Source organism: Synechococcus sp. MU1642, assembly GCF_020514115.1.
In the GTDB taxonomy this organism is placed as follows: domain Bacteria; phylum Cyanobacteriota; class Cyanobacteriia; order PCC-6307; family Cyanobiaceae; genus Parasynechococcus.
This window is the reverse complement of sequence record NZ_VTKZ01000002.1, coordinates 178960-195989: the sequence shown is the minus strand read 5'-3', so window position 1 is coordinate 195989 and position 17030 is coordinate 178960. Positions and strand designations below refer to the sequence as shown.

Annotated in this window: 15 protein-coding genes; 10 read left to right on the top strand and 5 right to left on the bottom strand. The window is 60.7% G+C overall.

All coding sequences use genetic code 11. From position 1 onward, the window contains the following. Positions 1-34: 34 nt before the first annotated feature. Complete coding sequence (locus FZZ85_RS03675) at positions 35-1798, bottom strand: ABC transporter ATP-binding protein (RefSeq protein ID WP_226412333.1); 1764 nt, start codon at positions 1796-1798, stop codon at positions 35-37. 151 nt (positions 1799-1949) lie between these two features. Between FZZ85_RS03675 and trpD the strand changes: the two genes are divergently transcribed. The 8 genes from trpD (at position 1950) to FZZ85_RS03635 (ending at position 12086) form a co-directional block, all read left to right on the top strand. Beyond that, positions 1950-2996, top strand: a complete 1047-nt coding sequence (gene trpD / locus FZZ85_RS03670) for an anthranilate phosphoribosyltransferase (RefSeq protein ID WP_226412331.1) — start codon at positions 1950-1952, stop codon at positions 2994-2996. Between the two features lie 7 nt (positions 2997-3003). After that, positions 3004-4164: a glutamine-hydrolyzing carbamoyl-phosphate synthase small subunit gene (gene carA / locus FZZ85_RS03665; RefSeq protein ID WP_226412329.1), complete on the top strand. Its 1161-nt coding sequence runs from the start codon at positions 3004-3006 to the stop codon at positions 4162-4164. Between the two features lie 45 nt (positions 4165-4209). Next, positions 4210-4596, top strand: coding sequence for an STAS domain-containing protein (locus FZZ85_RS03660; RefSeq protein ID WP_226412493.1), 387 nt, complete (start codon positions 4210-4212; stop codon positions 4594-4596). Further along, entirely contained in the window at positions 4593-5003 is a 411-nt protein-coding gene (locus FZZ85_RS03655) for a Mini-ribonuclease 3 (RefSeq protein ID WP_226412327.1), read from the top strand. The genes FZZ85_RS03660 and FZZ85_RS03655 overlap by 4 nt, the downstream gene beginning before the upstream one ends. A 16-nt stretch (positions 5004-5019) precedes the next feature. After that, positions 5020-6690, top strand: a complete 1671-nt coding sequence (gene rlmB, locus FZZ85_RS03650; protein WP_226412325.1) for a 23S rRNA (guanosine(2251)-2'-O)-methyltransferase RlmB — start codon at positions 5020-5022, stop codon at positions 6688-6690. 57 nt (positions 6691-6747) lie between these two features. Continuing rightward, positions 6748-6993 carry a DUF1816 domain-containing protein gene (locus tag FZZ85_RS03645; RefSeq protein ID WP_226412323.1) on the top strand — a complete coding sequence of 82 codons (246 nt, stop codon included), beginning with the start codon at positions 6748-6750 and terminating at the stop codon, positions 6991-6993. Positions 6994-7021: 28 nt separating this feature from the next. Continuing rightward, on the top strand, positions 7022-8497 hold the full coding sequence (gene gatA, locus FZZ85_RS03640) for an Asp-tRNA(Asn)/Glu-tRNA(Gln) amidotransferase subunit GatA (RefSeq protein WP_226412321.1): 1476 nt from the start codon (positions 7022-7024) through the stop codon (positions 8495-8497). A 70-nt stretch (positions 8498-8567) separates the two neighbouring features. After that, positions 8568-12086, top strand: coding sequence for a DNA polymerase III subunit alpha (locus FZZ85_RS03635; protein ID WP_226412319.1), 3519 nt, complete (start codon positions 8568-8570; stop codon positions 12084-12086). Positions 12087-12116: 30 nt separating this feature from the next. Here FZZ85_RS03635 and FZZ85_RS03630 read toward each other — a convergent pair whose 3' ends face one another. Genes FZZ85_RS03630 through ruvA form a run of 3 tightly spaced genes read right to left on the bottom strand, consistent with a single transcriptional unit; the run spans position 12117 to position 13513 of the window. Beyond that, positions 12117-12530, bottom strand: coding sequence for a PAM68 family protein (locus FZZ85_RS03630; RefSeq protein ID WP_226412317.1), 414 nt, complete (start codon positions 12528-12530; stop codon positions 12117-12119). 12 nt (positions 12531-12542) lie between these two features. Then, positions 12543-12812, bottom strand: a complete 270-nt coding sequence (gene rpsO, locus FZZ85_RS03625) for a 30S ribosomal protein S15 (RefSeq protein WP_006851408.1) — start codon at positions 12810-12812, stop codon at positions 12543-12545. A gap of 56 nt (positions 12813-12868) precedes the next feature. After that, positions 12869-13513, bottom strand: coding sequence for a Holliday junction branch migration protein RuvA (gene ruvA, locus FZZ85_RS03620; RefSeq protein ID WP_226412491.1), 645 nt, complete (start codon positions 13511-13513; stop codon positions 12869-12871). Between the two features lie 22 nt (positions 13514-13535). Here ruvA and FZZ85_RS03615 point away from each other — a divergent pair, with 22 nt between their 5' ends. Continuing rightward, positions 13536-13997 (top strand): hypothetical protein, encoded by a 462-nt coding sequence (locus tag FZZ85_RS03615; protein WP_226412315.1) that lies wholly within the window; start codon positions 13536-13538, stop codon positions 13995-13997. A 3-nt stretch (positions 13998-14000) separates the two neighbouring features. Here FZZ85_RS03615 and FZZ85_RS03610 read toward each other — a convergent pair whose 3' ends face one another. Continuing rightward, positions 14001-14891: a DMT family transporter gene (locus FZZ85_RS03610; RefSeq protein WP_226412313.1), complete on the bottom strand. Its 891-nt coding sequence runs from the start codon at positions 14889-14891 to the stop codon at positions 14001-14003. Between the two features lie 53 nt (positions 14892-14944). Here FZZ85_RS03610 and dnaG point away from each other — a divergent pair, with 53 nt between their 5' ends. Continuing rightward, positions 14945-16993, top strand: a complete 2049-nt coding sequence (gene dnaG, locus FZZ85_RS03605) for a DNA primase (RefSeq protein ID WP_226412311.1) — start codon at positions 14945-14947, stop codon at positions 16991-16993. The last annotated feature ends 37 nt before the right edge of the window (positions 16994-17030 follow it).

Below are 17030 nucleotides of genomic sequence, written 5' to 3'. Positions count from 1 at the left end.
ACGTTGGAGTTGTCAGAAACCGCCCGGAGATTCTTCAGGAAGCCAACGCATCCAGTTGTTGAGATGCCTGCTGACGCTCCCAAAGACGTTTGTATATACCCGGCTGTTGGATCAAGGCGTTGTGGTGTCCCTGTTGAACGATGCGTCCGTTCTCCATCACCAGGATGCGATCACAGGCCGCTGCGGCTGAAAGTTGATGGCTGATCATCACGATGGTCCGATCATCCTGGGCTCGGATCGAATCCAAAATCGCCGCTGCCGTGTTGTTATCGACGCTTGCCAAGGCGTCGTCCAGGACCAACACCGGCGCCGACATCAGAAGAGCCCGCCCCAGGGCTGTGCGTTGACGTTGACCACCACTCAACGTGATGCCGCGTTCCCCAACGATGGTTCCGAAACCATCAGGAAAGCCCTTCACATCATCAGCCAGACGGGCTTGTTCTGCCGCCAACTCAACCCGCTGATCACTGGCTTCAGGCTCGCCGTAGCGGAGGTTGTCCGCCAGGGTGCTGGTGAACAGAAAGCCCTCCTGGGGAACGATCGCCACGTCACGGCGCAAAGTCTTCAGAGGCATCTGGGTGACATCCACGCCATCCAGGAACAGTTGTCCTGGTTCGAGTGGAACCATGCGACCGAACGCCCGAGCCAGGGTGGTTTTGCCGCAGCCCACGGCCCCTACAACGGCCACCAACTCCCCTGGCTCGATGCAGAACTGCAGGCCATTGAGTGTGTTCTGCTCAGCACCTTGATATTGGACCGTTAGGCCGCGGGCTTCAAAACGCCCCCGGCGTTCGGTCGTTGGATGGGGCTGAACATCAGAGGGATCAGGGTCTTTAATCTCTGGCTCCCGTTTCAGCAATTCCTCCACCCGCTCGAGGCTCACCTGGCCGGTCTGGAAGGTGTTGAGCGTGAATCCCAGTAATGCAGTTGGGAAGACGAGCTGCTCCACATAAAGGATCAGGGCAACCAGTCCTCCAATGCTCAGACGACCGGCTTCGAGTTGCCCGCTGCCGATAGCCAATAGCAAAAGAACAGAGAGTGAGGAAATGCCCTGAAGCAGCGGGAACAGGGTGCTTTGTGTTCTCGCCAGCCGAATGGCGCTGTCGCGATATCGGCGGTTGCGTGTGGCAAAGGCCTCCTGTTCCGCACCCTCTTGGCCGTAGATCTTGATGGCCCCGATCCCCGAGAGATCCTCCTGAATCAGGTTGCTTAGGGCGGAGAGTTCTTCCTGCTGAGCGCGCTTTTGACGCATCATGCGACCTCCGAACAGGCGCACTGTGCTCAGCATCACGGGATAGAGCCCGACGGCGGCCAGGGTCAACCACGGATCGATGGCCAACATCGCGGGCAGCGTCAGGGCATAGGCCAGCAGCGTGTTGGTCAGGCTGAGAATCGCGAATCCGAGCAAGCGCCGGATGTTTTCCACATCGCTGGTGGCCCGACTGATTACTTCACCGCTGCCCTTGCTCTGAATCCAATCGGGTTCCTGGCGGAGCATGTGTTCGAACAGGCGCTGTCGCAGATCCACTTCCACCTGCCGACCCACTCCAAAGATGAGTTGGCGCGAGGTCAGCCGGATCACGCCCATGGTGCTCGCAAGCAGCACAACCCATCCCGCTTGGCGCAGGACTCCGGCGTAACTGAATCCCTCCTGCAGCTCGTCCACAACGCTGCGCACTTCCCACGGGATCGTGACCCGTAAAACGTTGACCACCACCAAGGCAATGGCTCCCAGCAGCACCGTGCGGCGGTGGGGACGCAGGTAGCGGCCGATCAGGTCGAGACGAAGGGCGGCCATGCGAGCTCGTTGGTCCCGTTGGCAGGCCAACCTAGGCATCCGGCTGCAACGGCTGGTCGTTCGCCGTTGATCTGAGGGATAGTGGGGGTATCCCCATCACCTGGCCCGGCGTGCCTCGCACCCCGGGTTTTTTACTGCAAGCTTCCCTTCCATGTCCTCAGACCCGCGTTCCTGGTCCGGTTGCTTGGACCAACTGCTAAATGGCAACAACCTCAGCTCCGATGGGGCCACTGCCCTGATGCGTGCCTGGCTAGCTGAAGAGCTCGAGCCCGTGCAGACCGGGGCGTTCCTGGCTGGACTGAGGGCCAAAGGGATGGTGGCCGATGAGCTGGCGGCCATGGCGGCTGTCCTGCGCGAGGCCTGCCCCCTTCCCTGTGCCCGACCCGATCTGGCCATGGTCGACACCTGCGGCACCGGTGGTGACGGTGCAGACACCTTCAACATCTCCACGGCGGTCGCCTTCACCGCCGCGGCTTGCGGGGTCAATGTGGCCAAGCACGGCAACCGCAGTGCTAGCGGCAAAGTGGGTTCAGCCGATGTGCTCGAGGGGCTTGGTCTCAATCTCAAGTCACCGTTGAACAAGGTGGTGGAGGCTTTGCCGGGAACCGGTGTCACCTTCTTGTTCGCTCCCGCCTGGCATCCAGCTCTGGTGAATCTGGCGCCGCTGCGACGCACCCTGGGGGTTCGCACGGTGTTCAACCTGCTCGGCCCGCTGGTCAATCCACTTCAGCCCCAGTCGCAGGTCCTTGGTGTGGCGCGTCCAGAGCTTCTCGACCCCATGGCGGGAGCTTTGCAGCAATTGGGCTTGAGCCGTGCCGTCGTGGTTCACGGTGCTGGAGGCATCGATGAGGCTTCGTTGGCGGGTCCCAATTCTTTGCGTTTGATCGAATCCGGGGGCATCACCACGAAAGAGGTTGCTCCTGAAGACCTGGGTCTGACCCGTGCCGGTCTCGATCTGCTACGCGGTGGTGACTGCGCGGTGAACCAGCAGATTCTTGAAAACGTTCTGCAGGGGCAGGGATCGCTAGCCCAGACCGAGGTGGTGGCCTTCAACACAGCGCTGGTGCTCTGGGCTGCCGGGCTGCAAAGCGATCTGCCGGCTGCTGTTGCTCAGGCTCTGACTGTTCTCAATGAGGGCAAGGCCTGGGACAAGCTTGTCGCTCTGCGGGATGCCCTGTCCGACCGGGATGGAGAATGAGTGACTGATGACCTGCGGCGGCCCTTCGATGCCCGATTCCCCATCAGACAAGGCTTATCTCGTCCTTGCCGATGGCACGGTCCTCACCGGTGTCGCCTTCGGCCATCGCGGCACCACCATCGGTGAGGTGGTGTTTAACACCGGCATGACCGGTTACCAGGAGGTGCTGACAGACCCCTCCTATGCCGGACAGTTGGTGAGCTTCACCTATCCCGAACTCGGCAATACCGGGGTGAATGCTGACGATCAAGAAGCTGATCGCCCCCACGCCCGTGGCGTGATTGCCCGCCAGCTGGCTCCATTGCCCAGCAACTGGCGCTCTGAACAGCCTCTTGAAAGCTGGATGCAGACCCATCAGCTGGTGGGCATCAGCGGTTTGGACACCCGTGCCTTGGTGCGTCACCTGCGTGAGGTGGGGGCCATGAATGGCGTGATCAGCAGTGACGGCCAGTCCCCGGCGCAGTTGCTGGAGCTGCTGAAGCAGGCCCCGTCGATGCAGGGGCTGAACCTGGCGGACCGCGTCACCACCCGTGAGCCCTACCAGTGGAATAAAGCCTGCAGTGTTGGCTTCGATCAGCGTTTGCAGCGCCGCAGCGACGCGCCTTTCCGCGTTGTCGCCATCGATTTCGGCATCAAGCGCGCCATTCTCGATCGACTGGTCGCCCATGGCTGTGACGTCACGGTTCTGCCGGCAGGCACGGATCTGGCCACGGTTCGCTCTCATCGCCCGGATGGTGTCTTTCTGTCCAACGGGCCTGGCGATCCAGCTGCGGTGACCCATGGGATTGCCCTGGCCAAGATGTTGCTGGAGGAATCCGATCTACCCCTGTTTGGCATCTGTCTGGGACATCAGATCCTTGGTCTGGCCCTGGGCGGAGAGACGTTCAAGCTGTCCTATGGCCACCGCGGCTTGAACCATCCCTGTGGCACCACAGGCCAGGTTGAAATCACCAGTCAGAACCATGGCTTTGCCCTCTCCGCCGATTCCCTGGATTCAAACGTGATTGACGTCACCCACTTCAATCTGAACGACCGAACCGTGGCAGCGATTGCCCATCGTCAAAAGCCTGTCTTCGGGGTGCAGTACCACCCGGAAGCCAGTCCGGGCCCCCATGACGCCGACCATCATTTCGCCCGCTTTGTGACGCTGATGGCCGATCGCCGTTGATGAGGTGGTAGCCAACGCTCAGCATCACTACACTTCGTGCCGACGATGCCTGGGGGGCTTGATCCCATCAGCGAACTGCAGCGACTGACCGTCTCTCTCCGCGGCGGATTCGAACAGAAAGATGGCTGTCTGGTGTTTCATTTCACCGGTCAGCTGGATGCGTACTCAGAGAAGCAATTCATGGAGTACGTAGCCGATGTTCTGAAGACCAACAAACTTCCTTCCGTTCTCGATCTCAGCAACATCGATTTCCTCGATTCATCCGGCCTTGGGGCGCTGGTGCAGCTGGCCAAGCAATGCACGGATGCCAAGCGGTCGTTTCTGCTTGTGGCCAACACCAGGGTGACGCAGACGATCAAGTTGGTACGTCTTGAGCAGTTCCTTCATCTGGTGGAGGATCTGCCCACAGCCCTGAATCAGTTGGCCGCTTGAGCAACTGGATTAAAAGCCAGTCTCCCAGCGAAATCAATGAACAGCTGGGGCCATTGCAACTGGCTTGGATTGGAGATGCCGTGTGGGAGCTGCATCAACGGTTGCGCCATGGCGCGAGGCCTGGACGCTCTGATCAATTGCATCGAGCCGTTGTGGCCGATGTCCGTGCTGACGCCCAGTCCCGCTTACTGAGCTGGCTGGAAGACCGCGAACTCCTCAGTTCAGAGGAACTCGATCTGGTTCGTCGGGGCCGCAACAGTGCCGGTAGGGGTCCAAGGCGCGCGGACGCTGCTGTTTATGGAAGGGCCACAGGGTTTGAGACAATGGTGGGCTGGCTGTTTCTGAACAATCCAGCCCGGCTTGCGGAGCTCTTCGATCACCTGGAGCAAGCCGGATCCAACCCATAACGTTGCCTCGCACACCATGAGCCCTCGCTTTGAACGCCGCTCAAGCGGCCCATCCCGCGACGGCCGTTCGGGGCCAGGCGGGAGTGGGGGTGCTCGACCACCAGGAGGCAGGCCGCCCAGTGGACGCGCTTCCGCTGGCCGCTCCTCGATGGGGCGCTCGGATAACGGTCGCCCCATGCCCAGCAACCGCCGTTTCGATGGCGGTCGTTCCCCCTATGCCAAGCCTGGACGTGACGGTGGCGGGTATCGCGAACGACGCGCGCCACGGGATGGAGGCTGGGAACAGTCGCGAGGCGGTGATCGACCCAATAATCGGTTTGGTGAGCGCTCTGGTGATCGACCCAATAATCGGTTTGGTGAGCGCTCTGGTGATCGACCCAATAATCGGTTTGGTGAGCGCTCTGGTGATCGACCCGATAATCGATTTGGTGAGCGCTCTGGTGATCGTTTTGGTGATCGATCTGGAGAACGCTTCGGTGATCGCCCGAAAGAGCGGTTCGGCAATCGCTCCCGTTCCTTCGACCGAGATCAGAACGCCTCCCGTTCGGACTTTCAAAACGATCGCTCAGGACCTGGACGTTTTCGTGATCGCAACGACCGCTACGGCGACCGCCGTCGCTCGGGGGATGAACGGCGCCAACCGTCCCAGCGCTCCAGATCCCGGTACGACGAGGGTCGTTCTCAGCGCACGGATGCAGCATCGGAGGCTGCAGCGGCCACACCCCCAGCGGACGATTTGATTTGGGGACGTCATGCCACCCAGGCCGCGTTGGAGGCCGGACGACCCATCCATCGCATCTGGTGCACTGCCGAGATGCGCAGCGCCTCCAAATTTCTCCAGCTGCTGCGAGACGCCAAGGCTTCGGGCGTTCTCGTGGAAGAGGTGACCTGGGCTCGGCTGGGACAGATCACAGGTGGGTCCGTTCATCAGGGCATTGCCCTGCAGACGGCGGCGGCGGAAACCCTCGATCTCGAGACCCTTATCGAGGGCTGCTCTGATCTGGGGGAACCCCCTTTGTTGGTTGCCTTGGACAGTGTCACCGACCCCCACAACCTCGGGGCGGTTGTTCGCTCCGCTGAGGCCATGGGAGCCCACGGAGTGGTGATCCCCCAGCGCCGCAGCGCTGGCTTGACCGGTTCCGCCGCCAAGGTGGCCGCAGGAGCCCTGGAACACCTTCCGGTGGCGCGCGTGGTGAACCTCAACCGCTCCCTGGAAAAGCTCAAAGACGCCGGCTACAGGGTGGTGGGCCTTGCCGCTGAAGGGGATGTGACCCTCACCGATGTCGACCTCACTGGGCCGATGGTGCTGGTCACCGGATCCGAGGACCAAGGCTTGTCGCTGATGACCCGGCGTCATTGCGATCAGTTGGTTCGCATTCCGCTGCGGGGCATCACACCAAGTCTCAATGCCTCCGTCGCCACAGCCCTTTGCGTGTACGAAGTGGCACGGCGCAACTGGATGAAGGATATTCACGGCCAAGCGCCGTCCCCGCCGATTCGACGGCCCAAGCTTGCTGGTTCTGAATCGCCCGTTGAGATGGCAGAGGCCTCTGAGACGGCTGCTCTGCCTGAGCAGCCTGAAGCTCCTGCGGATAAAGCACCGGAACAGCGGATTGATCTGGATCTGAATCCATCTCAGTCGGATGCTGTCTTGCCGTTCGATCAGAACATCCAGCTATCTCCCTGAAAACAGCATGGTTTTCCAAGATCTCGGGGCACAATGCTCCAAGGTCCCTTTTCTTCCATGAGTCCCCTGATTCGGCCGCTGCGCAGCCTTGCCAATGGCTTTGGAGTCGCTTGGTGGGCTCGTGTTCAGACCTCAGGCCCTGATGTGACCTATTGGTTCGGTCCCTTCATCACGCGCAAGGGGCTGGAGAGCGAGCTCAGTTCCTTCCTAGCCGACGTCAAGTCGGAGCAACCCCAGTCGATCAGTCACTCCCTGCTGCGGACTCGGCGCTCTGAGCCCCTCACCATCACCGCTGAGGGCTGATCCTGCGGCTGATAGCGTCCTCCCTGCAATGGATCGCAGGGACATGACGATCAGCGCGTGGCGTCAGCAACTGCAGAGCGGCGAGGTTTCCTCCCGCGAGCTCGTTGATCAGCACCTCAAACGGCTCGAAAGTTCCGAGCCTTCGTTGAACGCTTTTGTTGAAGTCACGGCTGAGAAGGCCCGTGCTGAGGCTCTGCGCATCGATGAGGCCAGGGCCGCCGGCAAGGAGCTTGGCCCCCTGGGGGGAGTGCCACTGGCGATCAAGGACAACCTCTGCACCAAGGGTGTTCGCACCACCTGCTCCAGCCGCATGCTCGAGCAGTTTGTACCCCCCTACGAATCCACGGTCACCGAGCGGCTTTGGCAGGCCGGAGGTGTGTTGGTTGGCAAGACAAACCTGGATGAGTTCGCCATGGGCGGCTCAACCGAAACGTCCGCGTTTGGTGCCACACAGAATCCCTGGAACACCGCCTATGTGCCGGGTGGGAGCTCCGGTGGCAGTGCAGCGGCCGTCGCTGCCGGCAGTTGCGTCGCTTCGCTTGGTTCTGACACCGGTGGATCTATCCGCCAACCGGCGTCGTTCTGTGGCGTGGTGGGCCTCAAACCCACCTACGGTCGCGTCAGCCGTTGGGGCCTGGTGGCCTTCGCCAGTTCTCTGGATCAAGTGGGTCCTTTCGCCGGCAGCGTTGCTGATGTGGCTGAACTGCTTCAGGTGATCGCCGGGCCCGACCCTCGCGATTCCACCTGTCTTGATGCGTCGGTTCCAGACTTCAGCGCCGGCCTCAACCAGCCCATCAAGGGCCTCAAGGTGGGGGTGATCAAGGAGTGCTTCGACGCCGAAGGCCTCGATGCAGAAGTGAAGGCATCGGTTCAGGCCTCTGCTGCTCAACTGGAGGCTCTTGGTGCTGAACTGGTGGAGGTGAGCTGCCCCCGGTTCAACGACGGCATCGCCACTTACTACGTGATCGCACCATCGGAGGCCTCGGCCAATTTGGCGCGATATGACGGGGTCAAATACGGCTTCCGTGCAGAAGACGCCGAGAGTCTTGCTGCGATGACGGCGCGAAGCCGTGCTGAAGGTTTTGGCGCTGAGGTGCAACGGAGAATCCTGATCGGCACCTATGCACTTTCTGCTGGGTATGTCGACGCTTACTACAAAAAAGCGCAGCAGGTGCGCACCCTGATCCGGCGAGACTTTGATGCGGCCTTCCAGAGCGTGGATGTCTTGCTCACGCCAACAGCGCCGTCAACGGCCTTCAAGGCTGGCGCTCACGCTGATGACCCTCTAGCGATGTATTTGGCAGACCTGCTGACGATTCCTGTCAACTTGGCTGGACTTCCAGCCATCAGTGTTCCATGTGGATTCAGCGCTGCGGGTCTGCCGATCGGGATGCAACTAATCGGCAATGTGTTGGATGAACCGCGTCTTCTCCAGGTGGCTCACCAGTACGAGCAGGCTGCGCAGGTGTTTGCGTCACGTCCGGAAGCCGCGCTGGTCCCCTGAGTTGCGCCACATGTGGGGGAGGCTCTGCCCCCTAAACGCTGGATCTTGCGTAGGGTCCTAGGCTGACCTCATGGCTTTCGTTCCTCTCCATAACCACAGCGACTACAGCCTTCTTGATGGTGCGTCGCAGTTGCCGGCCATGGTGGAGCGGGCGAAGCAGCTGGGCATGCCAGCCATCGCCTTGACCGATCACGGCGTGATGTACGGCGCGATTGAGCTGCTGAAGCTCTGTCAGGGTTCAGATCTCAAGCCGATCATCGGCAATGAGATGTACGTGATCAACGGGTCCATCGACGACCCGCAACCCAAGAAGGAAAAGCGATACCACCTGGTGGTGTTGGCAAAAAACGCCACCGGCTACCGCAATCTGGTGAAGCTCACCAGCATTAGTCACTTGCGGGGGATGCGTGGACGCGGGATCTTTTCCCGTGCCTGCATCGACAAGGAGCTGCTGAAGCGACACAGCGAAGGCCTGATCATCGCGACGGCCTGCCTCGGTGGCGAGATCGCCCAGGCGATTTTGCGTGGTCGCCCCGATGTGGCTCGCAAGGTGGCAGCTTGGTACCAGGAGGTCTTCGGCAACGACTACTACCTCGAGATCCAGGACCACGGATCCCCTGAGGATCGGATCGTCAACGTTGAGATCGTAAAAATTGCCAAGGAACTCGGCATCCAGATCGTTGCGACCAACGATGCCCACTACTTGAGCAAGCAGGACGTTGAAGCCCACGACGCCTTGCTCTGCGTGCTCACCGGCAAGCTGATCACAGATGAGAAGCGGCTGCGTTACACCGGTACTGAGTACATCAAAACCGAAGAGGAGATGGGACTTCTCTTTGGGGATCACCTCGAGCCTGAGGTGGTTGCCGAAGCGATCACCAATACCGTCAAGGTGGCCGAGAAGGTGGAGCCCTACGACATCCTCGGGCGCTATCAAATGCCCCGCTTCCCGATTCCTGAGGGCCATACCCCCGTCAGCTACCTGAGGGAGGTGACGGAGCAGGGATTGCGGGATCGGCTCGAGCTCAGCCCGGATGCTGCCTTGCCCGTTGACTACGCCGAGCGCATGGTCCATGAGCTCAAGATCATGGAGCAGATGGGATTTCCCACCTACTTCCTGGTGGTCTGGGATTACATCCGTTTTGCCCGGGAACAGCATATTCCTGTCGGTCCGGGTCGTGGCTCCGCCGCAGGATCGCTCGTCGCGTACTGCCTCGGGATCACCAACATTGATCCAATCACCAACTGCCTCCTGTTCGAGCGCTTCCTCAATCCGGAACGCAAGTCGATGCCTGATATCGACACCGACTTCTGCATCGAGCGTCGTGGTGAGGTGATCGACTACGTCACCGAGCGCTACGGCGAGGACAAGGTGGCGCAGATCATCACCTTCAACCGGATGACTTCCAAGGCGGTTTTAAAGGATGTGGCCCGTGTGCTTGACATTCCCTACGGCGATGCCGACCGTCTGGCCAAGTTGATCCCAGTGGTTCGCGGCAAGCCCGCCAAGCTCAAGGCAATGATCGGCGAGGAATCCCCCAACCCCGAGTTCCGCGAGAAGTACGAGGCGGATCCAACGGTGAAGCGTTGGGTGGACATGGCGATGCGGATTGAAGGCACCAACAAAACCTTCGGTGTTCACGCAGCAGGTGTGGTCATCGCCGCTGACCCCCTCGATGAACTGGTGCCGTTGCAGCGCAACAACGACGGTCAGGTGATCACGCAGTACTTCATGGAAGACGTGGAATCCATGGGTCTGTTGAAGATGGATTTCCTGGGGTTGAAGAACCTCACGATGATCGAAAAGACCCTCGAGTTGGTGGAGGTGAGCAGTGGCACCCGTGTCGACCCCGACAAACTGCCGCCTCAGGATGAAGAGACTTTTGCCCTTCTGGCGAGAGGTGATCTGGAGGGGATCTTCCAGTTGGAATCCAGCGGAATGCGGCAGATCGTGCGTGATCTCAAGCCGTCATCGCTGGAAGACATCTCCTCAATCCTTGCCCTTTACAGGCCGGGGCCCCTCGACGCCGGGTTGATTCCCAAATTCATCAACCGCAAGCACGGCCGGGAGGCGATCGATTTCGCTCACGCGATTTTGGAGCCGATCCTTTCAGAGACCTACGGGATCATGGTGTATCAGGAACAGATCATGCGCATCGCGCAGGATCTGGCTGGTTACTCCCTGGGTCAGGCAGATCTGCTCAGGCGGGCGATGGGCAAGAAAAAAGTGTCCGAGATGCAGAAGCACCGCGGCATCTTTGTCCAGGGTGCTGAAGAGCGTGGCGTTGATGAAAAGGTCGCTGATGAATTGTTCGATCAGATGGTTCTCTTCGCTGAATACTGTTTCAACAAGAGCCATTCCACGGCCTATGGCGCCGTCACATATCAGACGGCTTACTTGAAAGCGCACTACCCGGTCGCCTACATGGCGGCCTTGCTCACGGTGAATGCCGGAGCCGCTGACAAGGTGCAGCGCTACATCTCCAATTGCAATGCAATGGGGATTGAGGTGATGCCTCCGGATGTGAATGCCTCGCTCATTGATTTCACCCCCAACGGCGATCGGATCCTGTTTGGACTCTCCGCCGTTCGCAACCTTGGTGATGGTGCGATCCGTCGATTGATCGCCGCCCGCGATAGCGACGGACCCTTCCGTTCCCTGGCTGATCTGTGCGACAGAATCCCGTCTTCGGTGCTTAACCGCCGTGGTCTGGAGTCGTTGATTCACTGCGGTGCCCTGGATGCAATGCATCCGGAGGCCAACCGTGCTCAGTTGATGGCTGATCTTGATCTTCTGCTCGATTGGGCCTCCTCACGGGCCAAAGACCGAGACAGCGGCCAGGGGAACCTCTTTGATCTGATGGCTCCTGTCGCCGATACCGATGGGCCGGCGGATCTCAGTCATGCACCTAAGGCTTCACCGGTGCCGGACTATCCCCCAACTGAAAAGCTTCGTCTCGAAAAAGATCTGGTGGGCTTCTACCTTTCAGATCACCCGCTTAAACAACTCACTCCCTCGTCGAAGTTGTTGGCGCCCATCGGTCTGGGCTCCCTGGAAGAGCAGCCGGATAAAGCCAAAGTGAGTGCCATTGCGATGGTGGCTGAAATGCGCCAGGTCACCACCCGTAAGGGTGATCGCATGGCGATCCTGCAACTCGAGGATCTCACGGGAAGTTGCGAAGCCGTGGTGTTCCCCAAGAGCTACGCCCGCCTCGCGGACCATCTAGTGGCTGAAGCACGCCTCTTGGTGTGGGCTGGAGTTGATCGCCGTGACGAGCGAGTGCAGCTGATCATTGATGACTGTCGCGCCGTTGATGAGCTCAATCTGTTGCTGGTTCACCTCCCCTCCGATCAGGCCAGTGACATCGCCATTCAGCACAAGTTGAGGGAATGCCTGAACCAACATCGCCCCGAGCGGGATGAGCTGGGCGTGAAGGTGCCTGTTGTCGCCGAGGTGTGCCATGGCGACAGCGTTCGCTATGTGCGACTTGGCTCGCAGTTCTGCGTGAAAGATGTTGATGCAGCAATCGCATCGCTTCGCACCCAATCGTTTGAGGCCCGTAGCAGCGACCGTCTGGTGCTCTCCTGACCGTCTGATCAGGAGGTTCTGATCAGTCGGTCAGGACTTTTCTTGCTTTTGCTGTTGCTTCTGGGCCCGAATCGACTCTTTCATCCGCTGAACGTTCGGCTTGAAATTCTCGAAGCCGAGGAGAGAACCCGGTTCGGGGTCCCAGCTGGAGGTCAACACGCCAACGCTGAGGCCCACCAGGCCCAAGAGGAAAAACAAACCGGAGCCCGTCAGCGTTAGTCCAGGAGCGATATCAGCAATGCCCCGTGTGACCAAGAAATAGCTGCCAACAAAAACTCCCATCCCAGCTAGGGACGGGAGCCCTGCATAAACAGCAACGCGACGGGCCATCCGATCGGCCACGTAGCGAGGGATGGCTTCCTGCCGAGGCGTACCTGAAGCAGGCTTGTTCACCTTCCCAGACCCTTTCGGCTCAAAGGGGAGGGCATTGCGTTGCTCAGGCATGGGGCAGGTCGATCAGCCGCGGATGCCCAGTTTGGCGATCGTGTCGGCGTAGCGTTGCTCGCTCTTGCTCCGCATGTAGCTCAGCAAGCGCTTGCGGCGGCCAATCATCTTGAGCAGCCCCTGGCGTGAGGAGAAGTCGTGGATGTTGTTCTGCAGGTGGCTGCTGAGACGGTTGATCCGCTCACTCAGCATGGCCACCTGGACCTCGGCCGAACCGGTGTCGGTGCCGTGTGTCTGGTGGGTGTTGATCAGCTGCTGCTTTTCGGTGGTATCAAGCGACATGCGCGGGGGGCGGCCCTGTCAGTGCAAACAACCACCTTACCTTCGCGTGGGACGGCTCAGGCCGATTCACGGCTCAGCCATTGCAGGCAGCCCCGCAGCCAGGCGTTCTGGTCGTCTCCAGCAGGTGGTTGGCCATCTGCCCCCTCGGCGATGGCACGGATGGCGCGACGGATTTCCAGATCGTCGTAACCCAGCATCGAGAGGGTGGCTTCGACGTCGGCACCGCTTGCCGGCATCTGCTCCGAGCTGACGCCTTCCGCTAGCGATGGGGCGGGATCCACGCCCGCGAAAGCCGCAATCGAGGCCCTGAGTTCCACCGCCAGGCGCTCAGCGGTGCGTTTGCCGATGCCCTGCGCCTTGCAGAGTCGGCGTAGATCACCACTGCTGATCGCTTCCACCAGGTCCTGGGGCTTGCATTCCTGCATTAGCGCCAGACCCGCCTGGGGACCTACACCGCTGACGCTGATCAACAGCCGGAACAAATCCCGCTCCTGGCGTAAGGGAAAGCCATAGAGGCTGCTGCCGTCCTCCCGCTGCACTTGATGAATCCATAGGTTCAAATCGTCATCAGCCGGAAGGTCGTGCTGATGACGCTCAGTGAGGTGCACCTCATAACCGACTCCACCGCAGAGCAGCAGGACGCCGCTACGGTTGCCTTGGGTCCAGCACTCCATCGGTCGTCCCTGCAGCCAGCCGATCATGGGGAGAGGTTTCAACCAGGTCATGTTGCCGCAGCTGTCATTGCCTGTCTCTGCTTTCAAGCGCGTTTTGCGCCGCTTGCTTCAGGCGCTTTGCGTTCTATCGATCGTGGTTCCGTTGACGGCATGCAATGGATCTCAGCCGCCACGCGCTCTTTTGAATGAAGCGCTGGCACTGCAGATTCAGCTCACCCAGTCGGCCATTGCCAGCTCCCTGGATCTCACTACGATGCCCGTCGCCCCCAGCGTGAGCCGTGTGCGGGTGGAGGACCAGGAAAGCTTTGCCTTGGGTGACGAGCAGGGCCTGAGGATTTCAGGCCGCTTTGATTGGCAACTGCCCGGAGACCGTGTGCAGGTGGATAGCCCGTTTGAGCTGTTTCTGCAGCGGGGCTCCCGTGGTCAGAGTTGGCGCCTGGCCAGGCCCAAGGGCGGATCCGACGACCGACAGGCTTGGCTCACCTACCCCTTGGGGTTGGAGAAAGCCTGAGCTCTAACGTCGCGCCGACAGGCTGATCAGGGTGGCGGCCAGCACCAGCATCCCGCCACCCACTTGCCAGGAATTGATCGATTCTGCAAACCAAAGCCAGCCCCAGCCAGCGGCAAAGACCACCTGCACGTAATTAATCGATGTTGCTCGGGCGGCGGGCAGACAGCGCAGGCCCTCGGTCACCCAGATCTGGCCCAGCTGGGTCATCACCCCGACCCCCAGGAGCCAAAACCATTCGATCCCCTGGGGCCAGACCCCTTGGTGCAGTACCCAGGGCAGGGTCAGGGGAACAGAGATCATCGGGAAATAGAGGATGATCACCAACGGGTGCTCGGTTTGAGACAGCCTCCGCACACTGACGTAGGCCAGGGCAGTCATCAGAGCGCCACCAATGCCGATCAGGGCAGGGATCAGTTGTGCAGGTTGCGCTGTGCCCGTGAGCCACTGCGGTTGCACCACCAGTGTGACGCCGATCCAGCCCAGCAGAACCGCTGCACTAATGCGTCGGCGCAGGGGCTCCCCTAGAAGCAATAGCGCTGCCACCGCCGTAAAGGTGGGGTAGGTGTACTGGAGCACCGTCGCTGAAGCGAGCGGCAGCTGGTCAATTGCTTCGAAGAAGCACATCAGGGCCAAGCTGCCCAGCACCCCCCGTGCCACCAGCAGCCCCCGTCGATGGCCCCAGGGGGAGACCCCAGCCAGGCGCAGGCCCACAGCCGTCAGAACGATGCTGATTAGGGCCCGGCAGAGCACGATTTCCGCTACTGGAAGCCGACTGTTCAGTTGCTTGACGCAGACCGTCATCAGGCTGAAGGCCAGGGAGCTGAGAATCAGGGCTCGGCTGCCCCGCACCGATTCCTGGTTCCACCAGAGTTGTGGGTTCTGCGGTTCGGCCATGGCTGTTCTGATGACGGGGTGCACGGAACCCTGCGACTTCGCAGAATGGACCGATGGTGAACGCCCGCCTGCACCCAAGAACGATCGAGGCCGTGAAGGAACGGGCCGACATCGTTGATGTGGTGGGCGAGCACGTGGTGCTCAAGAAGAAGGGGCGGGAATTCGTCGGGATCTGTCCTTTCCATGACGACAGCAAACCGTCGATGACGGTGTCGCCCGCCAAGCAGTTCTACTACTGCTTCTCCTGTGGTGCCGGCGGCAACTCCATCAAGTTCCTAATGGAGTTCCAGCGCCAGAGTTTCAGCGATGTGGTGCTGGATCTTGCGCGGCGATATCAGTTGCCGATCGAGACGGTCGATGGTCCGCAGCAGGAACGGCTGCGGCAACAGTTGTCCCGCAGGGAAAAGCTGCAACGGGCCCTGGCCCTGGCTGCCGGTTGGTTTCGCAGCCAGTTGATGGCACCCACGGGCGCACAGGCCCTCGAGTACCTCAGTGAGGCCAGAGGGCTGAGCCCCGCCACACAGGAGATCTTCCAGCTTGGCTATGCGCCGGACCAGTGGGATGGTCTGCTGAAGCATCTTCAACAGGTAGAAGGGCTGGCCCCGGAGCTTCTCGAGGCTGCTGGGCTGGTGGTTCCCCGCAAGGGCGGCAACGGGTTTTATGACCGCTTCCGCCATCGGGTCATAGTGCCGATCCATGACCGTCAGGGTCGGGTGATCGGTTTCGGGGGACGCAGCCTTGATGGCAGCGAACCGAAATACCTCAACTCTCCCGAGACCGAAGTGTTCGAGAAGGGGAAGCATCTGTTTGGCCTCGATAAGGCCTCCAATGCCATCCGCAAGGACGATAGGGCCGTGGTGGTGGAGGGTTATTTCGATGTGATTGCCCTGCATGCCGCTGGCATCACCAACGCTGTGGCCTCCCTCGGCACGGCCCTGAGCAGTCAGCAGATCACCCAGTTGTGCCGCGTCAGCGACAGCAAGCGGATCGTTCTCAATTTTGACGCCGACGGCGCCGGTGTTCGTGCGGCCAATCGGGCCATCGGCGAGGTGGAACAGCTAGCGATGCAGGGCCAGCTGGAGCTGCGGGTTCTGCACCTGCCGTCCGGGAAGGACCCCGATGAGTTCCTCAAACAGAACGGAGCCGGCGATTACCGCGCTCTGCTGGATCAGGCCCCCCTCTGGCTGGATTGGCAGATCGAGCAGGTGCTGGAGGAGCGCGATCTCAGCAGGGCCGACCAGTTCCAACAGGCGGTGACCGCCCTGGTGGGGCTGCTGGGCAAACTGCCCCAGTCCGCCGTGCGCACTCACTACCTCCAACGGGTGGCAGAGCGCCTCAGTGGTGGCCAAGGTCGTCTAGCGCTTCAGCTCGAGGACGACCTGCGCCAACAGGTGAAGGGCCAGCGTTGGCATGGGCGCTCCAGCCGTCACGAGCAGCCTGGTGAATCTGGTCAGCGGGAGCGCTGTGAGGCCGATCTGCTGCGGCTGTATCTGCACTGCCCTCGGCATCGGGCCACGATTCGCCAGGAGCTGCGCGAACGCGAGTTGGAGGATTTCGCCATCCCCCATCACCGCCATCTTTGGGCGGCCATTACGGATTTGGAGGAGACCAACCTGGGTGAGGGGCGCTTGGAGTCGATCAGCCGATGCGATGACGACGGCGAGGGTCTGGATCTCATCGATCTGCCCCGATTGCTCACCGATCAACTCCTCTTAGAGAGCAGTGCGCTGGTGTCCCGCTTGACGCCTCTGCTGGAGCCTGGTGAATTGCAGCGTGTCGCCCTGGCGGAGCCGCTGGAGCAGCTGCGGGGTATTGCTGCCCTGCTGGAGCGGCAGAAAAGCTTGAAGCGTTGCCGGCACCTGTTGGAGGCCTGGGGCGGCCAGCGTCTGCAAACCCTGGAATCCTGCATCGCTGTATTGATTGATCAGGAGGCTTCGTCAGATCAGGCCTCTGTGGATATGGAGGTGCGGATTCAGGCCCTTTTCGATGACCTCAACCGTGATGCGCTGCGCTACCAGGAGCTTTATTACACCGAGAGAAAACACATCGGCCATCTGGATCAGCAACGTTGCGCCAGTTACACCGTTCCTCCTGCCGCCTGATTCATGAGCAGGTGGTCTGGGCAAACTGCATCAGGAT

What these genes read in the sequence shown, in the direction of transcription:
- FZZ85_RS03675 (WP_226412333.1), bottom strand. Translation starts at nt 1,798, where the DNA reads ATGGCCGCCCTTCGTCTCGACCTGATCGGCCGCTACCTGCGTCCCCAC.
- trpD (WP_226412331.1), top strand. Translation starts at nt 1,950, where the DNA reads ATGTCCTCAGACCCGCGTTCCTGGTCCGGTTGCTTGGACCAACTGCTA.
- carA (WP_226412329.1), top strand. Translation starts at nt 3,004, where the DNA reads ATGACCTGCGGCGGCCCTTCGATGCCCGATTCCCCATCAGACAAGGCT.
- FZZ85_RS03660 (WP_226412493.1), top strand. Translation starts at nt 4,210, where the DNA reads ATGCCTGGGGGGCTTGATCCCATCAGCGAACTGCAGCGACTGACCGTC.
- rlmB (WP_226412325.1), top strand. Translation starts at nt 5,020, where the DNA reads ATGAGCCCTCGCTTTGAACGCCGCTCAAGCGGCCCATCCCGCGACGGC.
- FZZ85_RS03645 (WP_226412323.1), top strand. Translation starts at nt 6,748, where the DNA reads ATGAGTCCCCTGATTCGGCCGCTGCGCAGCCTTGCCAATGGCTTTGGA.
- gatA (WP_226412321.1), top strand. Translation starts at nt 7,022, where the DNA reads ATGGATCGCAGGGACATGACGATCAGCGCGTGGCGTCAGCAACTGCAG.
- FZZ85_RS03635 (WP_226412319.1), top strand. Translation starts at nt 8,568, where the DNA reads ATGGCTTTCGTTCCTCTCCATAACCACAGCGACTACAGCCTTCTTGAT.
- FZZ85_RS03630 (WP_226412317.1), bottom strand. Translation starts at nt 12,530, where the DNA reads ATGCCTGAGCAACGCAATGCCCTCCCCTTTGAGCCGAAAGGGTCTGGG.
- rpsO (WP_006851408.1), bottom strand. Translation starts at nt 12,812, where the DNA reads ATGTCGCTTGATACCACCGAAAAGCAGCAGCTGATCAACACCCACCAG.
- ruvA (WP_226412491.1), bottom strand. Translation starts at nt 13,513, where the DNA reads ATGATCGGCTGGCTGCAGGGACGACCGATGGAGTGCTGGACCCAAGGC.
- FZZ85_RS03615 (WP_226412315.1), top strand. Translation starts at nt 13,536, where the DNA reads ATGTTGCCGCAGCTGTCATTGCCTGTCTCTGCTTTCAAGCGCGTTTTG.
- FZZ85_RS03610 (WP_226412313.1), bottom strand. Translation starts at nt 14,891, where the DNA reads ATGGCCGAACCGCAGAACCCACAACTCTGGTGGAACCAGGAATCGGTG.
- dnaG (WP_226412311.1), top strand. Translation starts at nt 14,945, where the DNA reads ATGGTGAACGCCCGCCTGCACCCAAGAACGATCGAGGCCGTGAAGGAA.